The 13,533-nt window shown below is 58.2% G+C and carries 12 protein-coding genes; 4 read left to right on the plus strand and 8 right to left on the minus strand.

Annotation, left to right across the window (positions count from 1 at the left end; translation table 11 throughout):
- Positions 1–80 precede the first annotated feature (80 nt).
- The 5 genes from I6I12_RS09615 to I6I12_RS09635 form a co-directional block, all read right to left on the minus strand.
- Positions 81–3,260 carry an ATP-dependent helicase gene (locus I6I12_RS09615; protein ID WP_200288046.1) on the minus strand — a complete coding sequence of 1,060 codons (3,180 nt, stop codon included), beginning with the start codon at positions 3,258–3,260 and terminating at the stop codon, positions 81–83.
- Positions 3,253–6,360 (minus strand): ATP-dependent helicase, encoded by a 3,108-nt coding sequence (locus I6I12_RS09620; RefSeq protein ID WP_200289058.1) that lies wholly within the window; start codon positions 6,358–6,360, stop codon positions 3,253–3,255. The genes I6I12_RS09615 and I6I12_RS09620 overlap by 8 nt, the downstream gene beginning before the upstream one ends.
- Positions 6,361–6,392: 32 nt before the next feature.
- Positions 6,393–7,178 (minus strand): hypothetical protein, encoded by a 786-nt coding sequence (locus tag I6I12_RS09625; protein WP_200288048.1) that lies wholly within the window; start codon positions 7,176–7,178, stop codon positions 6,393–6,395.
- A gap of 9 nt (positions 7,179–7,187) precedes the next feature.
- The gene (locus I6I12_RS09630; RefSeq protein ID WP_200288050.1) at positions 7,188–8,126 is read right to left on the minus strand and encodes a DUF3152 domain-containing protein; all 939 of its coding nucleotides are present in this window, start codon (positions 8,124–8,126) and stop codon (positions 7,188–7,190) included.
- A gap of 61 nt (positions 8,127–8,187) precedes the next feature.
- Positions 8,188–8,412, minus strand: coding sequence for a DUF3107 domain-containing protein (locus tag I6I12_RS09635; protein WP_023020795.1), 225 nt, complete (start codon positions 8,410–8,412; stop codon positions 8,188–8,190).
- A 71-nt stretch (positions 8,413–8,483) separates the two neighbouring features.
- On the opposite strand from I6I12_RS09635, the gene I6I12_RS09640 reads away from it, so the two are divergent.
- The gene (locus I6I12_RS09640; RefSeq protein WP_200288052.1) at positions 8,484–9,809 is read left to right on the plus strand and encodes a DEAD/DEAH box helicase; all 1,326 of its coding nucleotides are present in this window, start codon (positions 8,484–8,486) and stop codon (positions 9,807–9,809) included.
- Positions 9,806–11,044: an Rv3212 family protein gene (locus tag I6I12_RS09645; protein WP_200288054.1), complete on the plus strand. Its 1,239-nt coding sequence runs from the start codon at positions 9,806–9,808 to the stop codon at positions 11,042–11,044. The genes I6I12_RS09640 and I6I12_RS09645 overlap by 4 nt, the downstream gene beginning before the upstream one ends.
- Before the next feature lie 75 nt (positions 11,045–11,119).
- Here I6I12_RS09645 and I6I12_RS09650 read toward each other — a convergent pair whose 3' ends face one another.
- Positions 11,120–11,608, minus strand: coding sequence for a hypothetical protein (locus I6I12_RS09650; protein ID WP_023020792.1), 489 nt, complete (start codon positions 11,606–11,608; stop codon positions 11,120–11,122).
- A gap of 495 nt (positions 11,609–12,103) precedes the next feature.
- Here I6I12_RS09650 and I6I12_RS09655 point away from each other — a divergent pair, with 495 nt between their 5' ends.
- Both I6I12_RS09655 and I6I12_RS12160 read left to right on the plus strand, forming a co-directional pair.
- Positions 12,104–12,364 carry a WhiB family transcriptional regulator gene (locus I6I12_RS09655; protein WP_005322377.1) on the plus strand — a complete coding sequence of 87 codons (261 nt, stop codon included), beginning with the start codon at positions 12,104–12,106 and terminating at the stop codon, positions 12,362–12,364.
- A gap of 83 nt (positions 12,365–12,447) precedes the next feature.
- Complete coding sequence (locus I6I12_RS12160) at positions 12,448–12,522, plus strand: 50S ribosomal protein bL37 (protein ID WP_100067784.1); 75 nt, start codon at positions 12,448–12,450, stop codon at positions 12,520–12,522.
- Between the two features lie 107 nt (positions 12,523–12,629).
- Here I6I12_RS12160 and I6I12_RS09660 read toward each other — a convergent pair whose 3' ends face one another.
- Positions 12,630–12,902 (minus strand): mycothiol system anti-sigma-R factor, encoded by a 273-nt coding sequence (locus I6I12_RS09660; RefSeq protein ID WP_023020791.1) that lies wholly within the window; start codon positions 12,900–12,902, stop codon positions 12,630–12,632.
- Positions 12,902–13,513: a sigma-70 family RNA polymerase sigma factor gene (locus I6I12_RS09665; RefSeq protein WP_023020790.1), complete on the minus strand. Its 612-nt coding sequence runs from the start codon at positions 13,511–13,513 to the stop codon at positions 12,902–12,904. The genes I6I12_RS09660 and I6I12_RS09665 overlap by 1 nt, the downstream gene beginning before the upstream one ends.
- Positions 13,514–13,533 lie beyond the last annotated feature (20 nt).

Genomic DNA, 13,533 nt, shown 5'->3' on the forward strand with positions numbered 1-13,533 from the left:
TTTTTGCCCACTAGCCCCGCCTTTTCTGGTCTCGAATGATTGCTCAAGAGATTGCGTGCTTACGCAACCGCTCACATACCTTAGCCCTTTTGGTGCTCAACTGACGATTCAAGGAGTTTCTTTAGCTCTTCCCCACGTGGAAGGCGGGCTGGCTCAAAGGTATAACCATCGTGCACATAGTAGAAAGCAGCGCGAATCTTCTCTCCGCCATGGATACGCCGCCATGCCTCTGCATAAACCGCAAGCTGTATCTTGGCGGCGTCCATAGCCTCCCCTTGGGGTGGGCGGCCTGTCTTCCAGTCCACCACCATCCACGTGCCGTCGTCCAAGCGGAATACCGCGTCCATGCGCCCGCGCACCACGGCCTCACCGATGGTGATTTCAAAGGGCGCTTCTACGTATTCCGGTTGACGTTGCGCCCACTCCGAGCTCAAGAAAGCTTTTTTCAGCTCTTCCAAGTCATAGTCCGCCGCCTCATCAGTACCCGGCAGCTCTTCCTCGCTCAATAGTGCAGGGCTGCCAAAGCGGTCCTCCAACCACGCGTGGAAGGCGGTACCGCGCTTGGCATAAGCATTCGGCTTAAACGGCACTGGACGGCGTTGCCTGCGTGCGAACTGGAGTGGATCTGCCCGCAGCGCAACCATGTCAGAAGCAGTCAGCTCGCTGGGTAGCTCAACGTCTACCACCGGCTGTTGCAGAGCCCTGTATTCTTCAATAAGAGCGCCAGCTTCCTGCTCCCACAACTCAAAGGTTTCACCGTGGCTGAGGTCTGGAAGTTCTTCCATTGCCTCAAGCACCGCATCGGCACCGGCAACTGCCTCAGGGTTAGCCTTCAGCGCTGGGAACTGTGCGCTCTCACCAAAGTCCTCCTCGGACGGTTCATCTGGCACGGACCATTCCACCACGTACTGCGGGAATTGCTCTTTCAGGCGCTCTAGGTATTCATAGGGCGCCTTCTTGCTCTTCCCAGAAGCGTTATTGGTTCCCGAGCCAGTAACGGTCAGCGTGGATTCGGTACGGGTCAATGCAACATAAAAAAGGCGCGCAGATTCTTCCGCCTTTAGGGCACTATCTGCTTTCTTAAATTCTTCGCAGGCGTTTTGGAACTGCGAGCGCTTTTCGGCATCCTCTGGGACCTCAATATAGTCGTCCTCCCCCGGGACCTTTTCGATCCTGCTAAGGAAGGTCTCCGCTTGCGCGTTATAGCTAGAAGAATCAGCATGCACCACGCAGACATGCTCCCATTCCAGGCCCTTGGCCTTATGCGCAGTCATAATTTGCACACGGTCCGTTGCGGCAGGCACCTCGCCCATGTCCAAACCGTCTTCCTTTTCGAGTGCAAGCGCAAAATAGTCCAAGAGTGCGTACAAAGAATCACCGTGGAAGCTAGCGACGATATCGGCAAATTTATCCAAGTGGGCCGTTCCCCCCGCGCTTCCGCGCGCCAAGACTTCGGTACGGATATTAAACAATGCCTCAATATCAGCGAAGATGTCCACCAGCGGCTTGGATAGCGAATAGGTGCGCAAGTGCCGCAGTTTGGCAGATACCTCTTCCATGCGGGCAAGGCCCTGTGGGGTATAGCGGTCCCTCTCCCCCAAGTCAGCCAGGGCGTCGGCAAGGCCAACGCGCTGATCCGGTTCTTCTGCGGTGACATCTTCCAACTGCGCTCGCAGGTAATCTTCCGGGTCCATTCCTGGTTCCCAACGCAAGCGCTCCTCCCTTGCTCCGGCGAGGTTTCGTTGACGCGAAGCGAGGGCTTGAATATCGCTAATCCCCAAACCGCACATAGGGCCAGCCAGTACCCGCACTGCTGCAGACAGATCTTCTGGGCGTACGAGCATCGTGGCAATGGCCACGAGATCCTGGATTTCTGGCTGCCACAACAAACCACCGAGACCGATGATTTCATTAGGTACGCCCGCCTTGTCTAAGGCCGCAGCGATTGGCGCGGACTGCCTATTTTTACGCACCAAAACCGCTGCGCTGAAGGTGTCTCCCTCGCGTTTGTCCCACTGCTTTTTCAAATGCTCGGCGATAAATTCGCGCTCGCGATTTTCGCTTTCAAAGTAGGCCAGCTGGATTTCACCCTCGCCTTTATGTGGGGCGGCAGAAAGTTCATCCACGGGACGCTCAACGCCTTCAAATACCCTCTCCGCCACTGAGTTAGCCAAATCCAGCGCACCCGAAGGGTTGCGCCACGAGGTGGTCAATTGGTCCTTCGGAGCAGGTGTGCCCGGCGCGACTGGAAAATCCTCCACGAAGGCGGTGAGGTTTTCAGAGGTCGCGCCGCGCCAGCCGTAGATGGCCTGCATTGGATCGCCTACAGCCGTAACAGACAGTTCATCTTTCTCGCCGCCGAAAAGGCTTCGAAGTAGAACGCGCTGGGCATAGGAGGTGTCTTGGTACTCATCCAACATGACAACCTTGTAGCGCTGGGATTGTTGCCTGCCCACAACAGGATAATCACGCGCTACTCGGGCGGCGACAGACATTTGCTCGCCAAAGGTGATGACTTGTCGCTCGGATTGTTCCTTTTTCAGGGCCTCCAGCAGCGGTACGTACTGCACACGGCGTTCCTGTGTCTGTATATAGCCCAGCAGTTTTTGAGAGTATTCGGGGCCATTCTTCTTCGATTTGTCAAGGTTATCGATATCTGCGCGAAAATCGCGCGCATGCTCAGCGATATGGCTCGTGTCTTTGAGACCGTTATCAATATCTTGGCTGAGGCTCAGCAGGGTCTCGGTGATTGTGGCTAGGGTGCGATCGTCTTCTAGTTGGCCGGTGTAATTGCGCACCACATCGTAGGCTAAGGAATAGCGCTCGGCCTCAGTAATGATGCGCGCGGTGGGCTCAACCGGAACTAATAGGCCGTATTCACGAACGAGTTCTCCGGCGTAGGAGTCATAGGTGGATACCTTCGGCGCAATGTTTTCTAATGCTTCTGCCACATCGCTGCCTGGTGGGATGAGACCGGAATCGCGCAGTTGAATCAGCTGCTTGCGAATGCGTTGCTCCAGCTGTTGCGCGGCTTTGCGGGTAAAGGTCAGGCCAAGAACCTGTTCAGGTCGCACATAACCATTGGCCACCAAATACACCACGCGCGAGGCCATGGTTTCTGTCTTGCCAGCACCAGCGCCGGCAACCACGAGTTTAGGGCTAAATGGGCCTTCAATGACATGGGCTTGTTCGTCGGTAGGCGGGAAATCCTTGCCCAAGGCCGCAGCGATTTGCTGTGGGGAAAAGTTGCTCTTAGGCATCGGTGGTCATCCTTCCTTCTTCCTGCACGGGGCAGATGGAGCGAATTGGGCATTTGTCGCAGTCTTTATTGGTACGCGCAGTAATGCGCGGACCACGTATTTCCTCCACCAGCGGGGGCAGAAGTGCGGCGAATTCTTCGAGTGCTTCCGGAGATTTATCGCTTTGCCAAATCTCGCCAATCTTCTTAGTGGTTGCGCCCGGGTAAACCAGCACTCCTCCCTGGCGCGGCATTCCTTCACCGTCGTGGACCTGATGGCCGTCGAATGCACCGTGGGCAAGCGCGAGCTGATAGGTCATTAACTGCACATGGTCTTCGGCTTCTTTCTTGGCCGGTTGGTTTTTCCCGGTCTTGAGGTCCACGACCAAGTAGTTTCCTTCTTCATCGCGAAGGAGACGGTCCATATAGCCGCCGATGCGCACGCCTTCACGGACACGTACGCCCACAGGAATTTCCACGCCCACTAGTTCTTGATTGACCTCAGATTGGCGCGCCCATTCGCGGGCGCGGTCCAACAAGGCGGAAAACTCATCGAGTTTGAATCGCAATTGCCACTGCGGCACGTCCTGAATGCGCTCGAAAGCCTCCATCACCAAAAGCTTGGCCTTTTCCGCATCCATACCGCGGCCAATGGCTTCAAAGAAGGCGTGGGCCAACGTACCGCGGAGCAGGTGTTCCTCGGTACTTGGATCCTCAGCCACATTGCCCAGCACAGCCTTGAGCGGGCAGTTGAGCAACGCTTCTACCCGGGAGGGCGACAAACTGCCGCTGGTATGCAACGGCAGTTCAGCCGCAACGGAACGCGCCGACCACCACTGCTCCGGGTGGGCGCCGGGGATCTCGGCCGCCGCTAACCGCGCGAGCTGGCGGGCAGCTTGCTTGCGTTCAACCTCACCAGATTCCGGATTGCTAACTACCCGGCGCAGCTGCGCGACAAAGGCCGGCACGGACAACACCGCAACATCGAGTGGATCAATCTCCAGACCATCGCGCAAAGAAACGGGTGCGGGTTCGGGCACATCGAGGCCCAATTCGCGCGGGAGTTGGGCGCGGCGCAGCGCCCGCTTTGCTTGGCGACGCGCAGCTTGACCGGGAACATCGACACCACGTCCGGCGAATTCGTCGATGAACCGAGAAGGCTCGGAGACCGTATCGCCCTCTGGATTCTCCACGGCAGTAATGAGCAAGCGCTTTCGGTGGCGGGTGGTAGCGACGTGGAAGAGACGACGCTCCTCTGCCAAGCGGGAGGCGATGTGGCTGACGGGAGTATCGGGAACAATATCGTGGTCGAGGAGATCGATAAGATCTTCTTGCCCGAAGATGGAGCCAGTCTCTCCTAGCGAAGGCCAGCTGCCTTCCTGGGCGCCGGCCACGATGACGGTATCCCATTCGCGGCCCACTGCACCGTGCGCGGTCAGGATTTCTACGGCCTGCGGAATGGCGGTACGGCGGTCACGCACGCCGGTGGGAAGTTCTTGTTCAGTGATATGGGTCAAAAACGCGCTCAGTGAAGAATCCGGGCGGCGTTCTACGTAGTCTCCAGCAGCGTCAAAAAGCGCCATCATTGCATCTAGGTCGCGGTCGGCCTGCGAGCCCGTTGCACCACCGCGCAAGGCCGAGGCCTGTAGACGGTTGTCCAGGTCGGTAGCACTCCACACAGCCCACAGAATCTCCTCCACCGAAGCGCCGGAAGTGAGCGCTTCCCGGCCGGCACTGAGCACTGCACGAACGCGTTCGAGGATCGAATATTCCCGTTCAGTGAGCTGTCCGTTGAAGTCTGGGAGCTCGCCGTAGAGAAGGCCCCGGAGGCTATCGATGCCCCGAGTGGTGGAATCCCAGCGGCGCAAGCCACGGACCAGTCGGCGCAGGGTGACAGGATCGGCGCCACCCACAGGTCCGGTGAGTAGTTCTTCCAACTCAGAGTTAGATAGTTCCTCCTCCAAGGCGTGCAGCGCAAGCAACACAGCGGAGACCAAACGCTGTTCGGCCAAGACAACGTCGGTGGGATTGATATGTACGGGCACACCGGCGGCTAGGAGGGTGCGGCGCATTTGGCCAATGTCACTAGTAGAGCGCACAATGACAGCGATGTCGCGCCAGGGCACGGCATCTTCCAAGTGGCGGCGGCGCACGGTATTAGCTACGACGTCGCGCAGCCGACCGTCCGAATCCACGATAGAGATGCACGCCGGTGTGGGCCTGCGGTAGGACTCGGTGAGCTCAATGTCATGCTCGGCTGGAAAGTCCTGCAAAAAGCGCGAGCTAGCACCACGAAAGGCAAAGACAGATTGGGCTGTATCTCCACCCACAACTACGAGGTTGGCCTGCGCAGCTAGCCCAAGAATGAGCTTTCCTGCGGTGGGGTCGAGCAGTTGAGCATCATCGACGACAATGGTGTGGAAGGGATGATCGCGCAGTAATTCAGGGCGTTGGAGAACCGCGGTAACCAACTCTGCAGCAGAGTATGAATGGGAACGGGAGAGGAGCTGCACGTGCTCATACTCGCGCAGAAATTCGCCCGCGGCGGACCACATAGGGCGGCCATATTCGTGGCCTAGGCGCTCCAGGTCTCCTGGGCCCAGACCTCGTTCAATGGAGCGCAAAAGGAAATCGCGCAACTGCCGCGCAAAGCCCACATATTCCAGCGCGGGGCGCATCTCTTCTGGCCAGGATCCGTGGCCGTCCTCTGCTTGACCGATAAGTAGCTCCCGAATGACGGCATCTTGTTCCGCACCGGTAATGAGCCGCAACTCTTCCTCGGCCGCCGTGCGCAGTAACGCAAAAGCCAAGGAGTGCACAGACCGCACCATTGAGGTCTGTGCGGCGTAATTCTCGAGGCGTTCAGAAAGTTCGCGGCGCAATCGGGCACCGGATTCCTTCGAGGGCGCAATAACGAGAATGCCGGAGGGATCCGCGCCAGTTTCCTGGGCTCTGTCCAGGGCATGAATGACGGTATCGATAAGGAAGCTCGACACGCCACTGCCTGCCGCACCGGTTACTTTCCAGGAACCGGATTCGGGCAGGTCAACCGGCCAGCTGCGGGCCGTGGCGGACGGGGTACGGGGAACGAGGCGCACTTGCGGGGACGGTGGGAGGACCACTCCCGCACGCGCGGTGGAATGGGGGTCGTAACTCACCGCTCCAGTATGGCAGATGCCCGCGACACCAGATATTGCTCCACCCGTTCAATGTGCGAACGCGTGTTTGAACGCGAAGCAGGATGCAGATCGTTGATATGACGACGATACGACACTGCACGCAAGAGCAGCTCCTGCATGCCCGGCACGTGGCTAAAGCGTTGGCAGATCTCATCATCAACCGCCTGAGCAATAAGCCCGTCGACGATGACTAGGGCGGCGCTCCAACCGGCTGGGCGCGGAAATTCGCTCGGCACAATGTCCACGATTCCCGGCGGGTTGGCGCCGTGATAGACCGTGGTGGTGAGAAGAGCGGTGTGGGCGGGGATAAGAGGGACGTCGGCAAGCAGAGCTGGGCGATAGGCTTCCCCCGTTTCTCCCCACGCGGCGCGCTCCGCGCGAGCAAAGACATCGTCACGCTGCCCGGTGGGAAGTGCCACCTCGGCCATAGCCGTATCAAGGCGCAGCGCCATCTGTGCGGTTTCATCAATGCGCCCCCGGACCTGCCCCGGAATAAACTGCGTGGCCTTCCAGCCAGCGGCCGTATGACGGCCATCGCTAGATAAAAATGGCCGGGAAACTCGGGCGCCTTGCACGCTTAGGCGCTCGCGCGTCTTGGCGGACCATGCAGCAAAAGGACCGGCCTGCGAATAGACCACGTCCCCCACCTTGATGCCGTTATCCCACACCGGGCCTAATTGATCGCCCTGAGCGCGGCGAGTACCGGTAGCACCAGTTTCCGCGTGAAAGGCGCTTAAAACATGCTCTGGGGGAAGCGGCATCCTTAACTCCTATTCGGGTTGGTGGGGATCCTTATTATCCGGGTTGGGGAAAGGCCACGGGTTAGCTGCACAGGTCACGTCCTCATCAGGATAGACCTCGCTGGGCTTGCGATCGTGCAATGCCTTGTTATTGAGATCCAAGGTCTGCTGCATCATGATCGGAGCTAACTTGCCCTGCCCACCACACGGCTGGTGGGCCGCATAGCCAATGGCGTGGCCCAGCTCGTGGTTAATAACGTACTGGCGGTAGTTACCCATATCGCCTTCAAACGGCGTCGCACCGCGCACCCAGCGAGCCTCATTAATAACCGTGGTGGACTCGCCAGTAATGGTGGTATGGCAGGAAGTTTCCGTTTCAATTTTCTCCCCGCACCGCTCCGCGGCGGTACCCAAGGAGGTCAGCTGGATACGGGTATCTGGATCCGCATCAGAGGCCACGTGCTCGAACTCGAAGTCCTTGTGCGCGGTCCAGCCGCGCGGATCAGAAAGGGTGGCCTCCACCATGGCTGCAAAAGAATCATCGCCGCCATACGGTGCGGTATTGAGGCCATCTTCCACCTCGATGGAATAGCGCACCTTCTGCGCGCCACCCTTACCGGCTACGGCGCCGGGCTCGCCCACCTCATGGAAAGTGCCCCTTCCCTGCTTGGTAAACGCCCCACCGGGCGGCATCTCACTAATTTCCCGTTTGACCGCTTCCGCATCAGCCGGATCAGGCCCGATTTTCTCGGCACTCGTCGGGGCAGCTGTGGTAGTTTCTTCCGCCCCTTCTTCAGAGGAGGAAGCGGTGGCGATATCGACAATGAACCAGATGGTCAAGGCGATCATCAAAGGGATAGCCACCACGCGCCACCAGCCATATTGACGCGCAAACCGGACCACCGCATTAGGGTGGTCCGGCGAATGGCCCTGGCTCCGGTGAGCGTGGCGAGTCTCCCTGTCTTCCATGGGGCCTTAGGTTACCCGTTTATTTTTAAAAATCTGAATCAGCAGACCGGTGCGCTCGTCTTTAGGCGCCGGCGAATCCCACGGCGTGCTTCTTCGCAATGCCCACCTCAACGTAGACCACGCGGTCAGTGCGCACGAGGTACTTGCGGCCCTTGTCATCTTCCAGTTCCAAGGTGGAGTTATCCGCCAGGGCGCTATTGATCTTCTGCGTCAGGTCAGCCTGGTCACCTGCAGCGCTAATGACCAGCTCGCGAGCGGTGTCTGCGAAGCCAAACTTGATATCCATGAGGGTTCCTCCTCTAACTAGAGTTTTATTGTCAATGGCCCCACTATAACCATCCCGGCTACTATCAAGGTGTGTCTGACATAAAATCCCAGCCACCGAGCTTCGCGGAACTCGGCGTTGCGGCCGAAATCTGCGATGGACTCGCCACCCGTGGCATCACGCGTACTTTTGCAATCCAGGAATTAACCCTGCCCATCGCTTTGTCCGGTCAGGATTTGATTGGCCAAGCGCGCACCGGCATGGGCAAAACCTACGGCTTTGGCGTGCCGCTTTTGGATCGTGTCTTTGATGATGCCGATATCGAAGAGCTCGATGGCACCCCGCGCGCCCTCGTGGTGGTCCCCACCCGTGAGCTTGCCCAGCAGGTCACCAAAGACCTGCAGGTAGCCGCCGCTGACATACCGGTGCGTTTGGTTTCCATCTACGGAGGCCGGCCCTACGAGGCACAGATCACAAAGCTCAATAAGGGCGCCGATGTCATCATCGGTACACCTGGCCGCCTGCTCGATCTCCACGAGCGCGGCAATCTGCAACTAGACCGCGTGGCCATCTTGGTACTCGATGAAGCCGACGAGATGCTAGATTTGGGCTTTTTACCCTCGGTGGAGGCCATCCTGCAGGCTCTGGATGGCAATGCGCACCAGACCATGCTCTTTTCCGCTACGATGCCGGGCGCGATTTTAACGCTGGCCCGCCGTTTTATGGATAAGCCCATCCATATCCGCGCCGAATCGGGCGAGCAGGATTTCACTCATTCCTCCACCCGCAAGGTCACCTTCCAAGCTCACCGCATGGATAAGGTTGCCATCGTCGCGCACGCCCTGCAGGCTGCCGACCGCGGGCGCACCATCATCTTCGCCCGTACCAAGCGAGCGGCCGCCCATTTGGCCGATGATCTCGCCCGGCGCGGCTTCCGCGTGGGAGCCGTCCACGGCGACCTTGGGCAAAAGTCCCGCGAGAAATCCCTGCAGGCCTTCCGCTCCGGCCAGGTAGACATCCTGGTCGCCACCGATATTGCTGCCCGCGGTATCGACGTCGATGATGTCACTCACGTCATCAACTACCAGGTACCAGATGATCCAATGACCTTTGTCCACCGTATTGGTCGCACGGGTCGCGCCGGGCATACCGGTACCGCCATCACCTTGGTGGGCTACGATGAGCTGGGCAAATGGCAAGTCATTAACGATGAGCTGGATTTGGGAGAGCCGGAGCCGCCACAATGGTTTTCTACTTCCCCAGAGCTGGCCCAAGCGCTAGACATCCCCGCGGATGCTGAGGAGACCGTAGGCCCCGAGACCAAGGTTGTAGGCCAGGTTTCAGTCCGCGAGAAATCCCCCACCCGTACCACTGCGCGCCGCGGCAGCTCCCGGCGCCGACGAGGAGGCCGCCGATGACTAAGGCTCCCATTTTGCGTTCCACGCTCTCTGATTGGAAGGCCACCGGCATCATTGCCGTGGTCTGCGCCATCGCGGTAGGCGGTGCAGCCGTCACTGCCAATATCAATCAGGCACATTTGAGCCAGGCGGCCGTTCCTGGGGAAAAGGATGCACCCGCACTTTCCACAGTTCCGACTAACCTCCACGAGTCCTTCAGCCTCCCCAATGAACCGGTGCCTGGCCAATACCGGGCGGTTTCGGCGCACGGCCTGACCATCACGCATGCGGATCACACGCTCACGGCTACCAATCCGGACGGTTCCGAAGCATGGACCTATGAGCGCACTGACGCCGAACTGTGCTCACTGTCTGCTGCATGGGGCAAGATAGTAGCTACTTATAAGACCGGTGTGGGCTGCGGAGATACCGTGGCGATTGATGCCGCGACTGGTGAGTATGACAGCACCCGTAGTGCCATAAATTCGGACGAGGTAGTACCCATATCCTCCAATGACCGGGTAGGAACGGCCTCCACCGACCGCATCGATCTGTGGCGCTCGGATATGGTGCGTACCGTGGAATACGGTGACGTGGAGGCAAAACAAGAACCGGACAAGCAACCGCATGAGGATTGCACGCTCAGCTCGGCCCTTACCCGTACCGAGAACTTAGCCCTGACCGAGTCCTGCCCCGATAAGCCGAATACCACCTGGTTGCGCTTCCAAGACACCACCCCCGATGATTCCCGTCAACCGGACATCGCCGCCGATGTGGACATTGCTACCGATGGCGCCCGCCTTGTCGCCGTAGGCCAAAAGGCCGCCGCCGTATACCGGCCAGGACCACACCCCTCCATCGAGTCATATAACAATGAAGGTAAAAAGCTCGACTCTTCCCCAGCAGAGCCTTCTCCGGCTATAGACACCGGCGACTCCCCCTTCGCGCCGGCAACTGCGGACTTGCCGCACCATATGACCTGGTTTGATGGCTCCCGGCTTTACCTCTTTAAGCCGAGCGACCTCTCGGTTGATCGCATCGTGGAAGAGGCCATCGGCACCCCCATCGCTGTCAACGAGCAGATGCTGGTGCCTACCAAAGAAGGAATTGCAGTCATGGACTGGTCCACTGGCAAGACCCTGCGAACCATCCCGGTTGACCGCGGCGCCTACCACGGTGCCGTTTATCTCACTTTAGCGGGCGAGACCATTGTGGAAGCCCGCGGCGATAAGGTAGTGGGCCTTAGCGCCGATTAGTACCCCACCATCGCATAAAAAGGCCGCGCATTCCGGGTTTTCCCGGGCGCGGCCTTTTTACACGTGAAGATGACTTTAGAAGTTTGCTGCCGCCCACTCAGTGGAGGCGCGTACGAACATCAGCAAGAAGATGACCACTGCGGCGCTCAGCAATGTCACCGCGCCCAGTAGCGGCGATCCACCGCTAAACATTTGGAAGGAGCTAGCCGCCAAGATTAGCTCCACCAAAATAATGGCTCCCCTACCCCAGCGCTTTCCCTTGACCATGGCCCAAGCGCCAATGATGACAAAACCAAACACGATAAAGATAAAGAGTGCGGTGCCTAGCCCCACAAAGCTTCCAGAGCCCGAATCCGACACCATGGAGCCGTTTTCCGCACCGGTCAATTCGCGCACGATCAGGAAGATGCCAAAACAGATTACGGCGATGGACTGAATCACGGCGAGTGCTGCGGCCACGAGGACTGGTTGCGGCGCCCCGTGCTGGGTCTTTTTTTCCCCACTAATCGACCGCGTGGAGGCAGCATTTTGCTTTGTGTTTACCTTCTTGTTTTGTTTGGACACAAGCCCACAGTCTACTCACGGGCAACGCCATTTTCTTGTGCGCCACTCAGGTTTCGCGGGGGCAAGGGCTAACCGGACAGATTTGACGCTTCTCCAGTCACCACACTCAAGTAGTTTCAGTCAATGCGCCAGTTCAGCGCGTTTCTCACAGGCTTCTTTCAACTCCAGCGTCTATCTAAATGACCCCCACATCACTTTCCATTCAGTGATGTTTACCACATTTTCGCCTCTACCCCTAGCGGAGCCTGAGTAAACATGTCATGATTCTTGGGTAGCAAAAAGAAAGAGGACGTAAACCTCTTCTTAACTTGAAGGAAACTTCAAGTAACCACAATGTGGACCATTGGCGGCGGCGACGCTGGCCCGACCTCGAGACCGGGCCCCACTGCGCGCAGACCAGTTCACACAACCACCCACCCATGGCATTGGTTGCTTTTCATTTATGAAAAGTGCTTGTGCTTTCTGCTGTCGAATTTTTGTTAGGAGATATCAATCATGGATTGGCGCCACGAAGCTGTTTGCCGCGACGAAGACCCCGAGCTGTTCTTCCCAGTAGGCAATTCTGGTCCTGCACTTACCCAAATCGCTAAGGCCAAGTTGGTCTGCAACCGTTGTCCCGTTGCCTCTTCCTGCCTGAAGTGGGCACTGGAGTCCGGCTTGGACGCCGGCGTCTGGGGCGGTCTATCTGAAGAGGAGCGCCGCGCCCTCAAGCGCCGCCGTAACCGCGGCCGTGGACGCGCCCGCGTTTCCGCTTAATCATCGGCCCCCAATTTTCGTTTCGGCGCCCTTAGCCGCTAAAGTTGAATAAAGTTCAGTTACCCTCAACGAAGGAGTGCGCAATGAGCAAGCGTGGTCGCAAGCGCAAGGATCGCCGCAAGAAGTCCGCTAATCACGGCAAGCGTCCTGGCGCATAACGCACAGCACATAAGCCCGGCCCTCGGTCATCACAGACCGTAGGAGCCGGGCTTTTGCTTTGCCGAATCGGCGCAGGCCGCTTAGCAGCCCGTGCCGTATGTCCGCACTACCAGGTGGTCTCGATGCGGGTGATTTCAACCGAGATGCGGCGGCGTAACGCCTGCGGCGCCTTGGCCTGTCCGTTACAACAGTTGCGCACCAGCGAACGAATAATCTCCTCGCTCTCGAGGCGCTTTTGACAAAAATCACACTGGGCGATGTGCTCGCGGATGGCGAGCGCGCGGGCATAGGTGGTGGATTCATCGAGAAGCTCGCACAGGAGGGCCTGTACCTCTGGGGAGCTACACGCACCACAGTTGTGTTCCGTTGCGCGTTCCATTACTTCTCCTCCATGTCTGGGTGTTCTAATCCAATACCTTGTTCTCGTGCCACGTCTTTCAACGCTTTTCGGAGTAGTTTTCTTCCCCGGTGCAACCGAGACATCACTGTGCCCAAAGGAGTGTCCATGATTTCCGCAATTTCTTTATATGCCAAGCCCTCCACATCCGCGTAGTAAACCACCATGCGGTAATCATCGGGCAGGTCATTCATGGCCTCTGAAATGGTGGAATCCGGCATGTCCTTGAGCGCGGCTACCTCGGCGGATTCCAGACCGGTGGAATCATGTCCGGCGGTGGTATAGAGCTGAAAATCACTCAAGTCATCAGCCGAGGACTCCGTTGGCCGGCGCTTCGCCTTGCGGTAGGAGTTGATGTAGTTATTGGTCATGATGCGATAAAGCCATGCCTTGAGATTCGTACCCGGAGTAAAGGAATGGAAGGACTTATAGGCCTTGAGGTAGGTCTCCTGCACTAGGTCTTCAGCGTCTTGGGGATTGCGCGTCATGCGCAAGGCACCACCGTAGAGCTGATCTAGCAAGGGCAGCGCTTCCGCTTCAAAGCGGCGCTGCAGCTCCTTTTCGCTGATTGTTTCTTTAGCCACAATTTCCATACTAACGCCTAGCGTTAGAA

Source organism: Corynebacterium kefirresidentii, from assembly GCF_016599755.1.
Lineage (GTDB): Bacteria > Actinomycetota > Actinomycetes > Mycobacteriales > Mycobacteriaceae > Corynebacterium > Corynebacterium kefirresidentii.

Coding starts and splice junctions, on each gene's coding strand:
- I6I12_RS09615 (WP_200288046.1), bottom strand. CDS start 3,260: ATGCCTAAGAGCAACTTTTCCCCACAGCAAATCGCTGCGGCCTTGGGC.
- I6I12_RS09625 (WP_200288048.1), bottom strand. CDS start 7,178: ATGCCGCTTCCCCCAGAGCATGTTTTAAGCGCCTTTCACGCGGAAACT.
- I6I12_RS09630 (WP_200288050.1), bottom strand. CDS start 8,126: ATGGAAGACAGGGAGACTCGCCACGCTCACCGGAGCCAGGGCCATTCG.
- I6I12_RS09635 (WP_023020795.1), bottom strand. CDS start 8,412: ATGGATATCAAGTTTGGCTTCGCAGACACCGCTCGCGAGCTGGTCATT.
- I6I12_RS09645 (WP_200288054.1), top strand. CDS start 9,806: ATGACTAAGGCTCCCATTTTGCGTTCCACGCTCTCTGATTGGAAGGCC.
- I6I12_RS09655 (WP_005322377.1), top strand. CDS start 12,104: ATGGATTGGCGCCACGAAGCTGTTTGCCGCGACGAAGACCCCGAGCTG.
- I6I12_RS09660 (WP_023020791.1), bottom strand. CDS start 12,902: ATGGAACGCGCAACGGAACACAACTGTGGTGCGTGTAGCTCCCCAGAG.
- I6I12_RS09665 (WP_023020790.1), bottom strand. CDS start 13,513: ATGGAAATTGTGGCTAAAGAAACAATCAGCGAAAAGGAGCTGCAGCGC.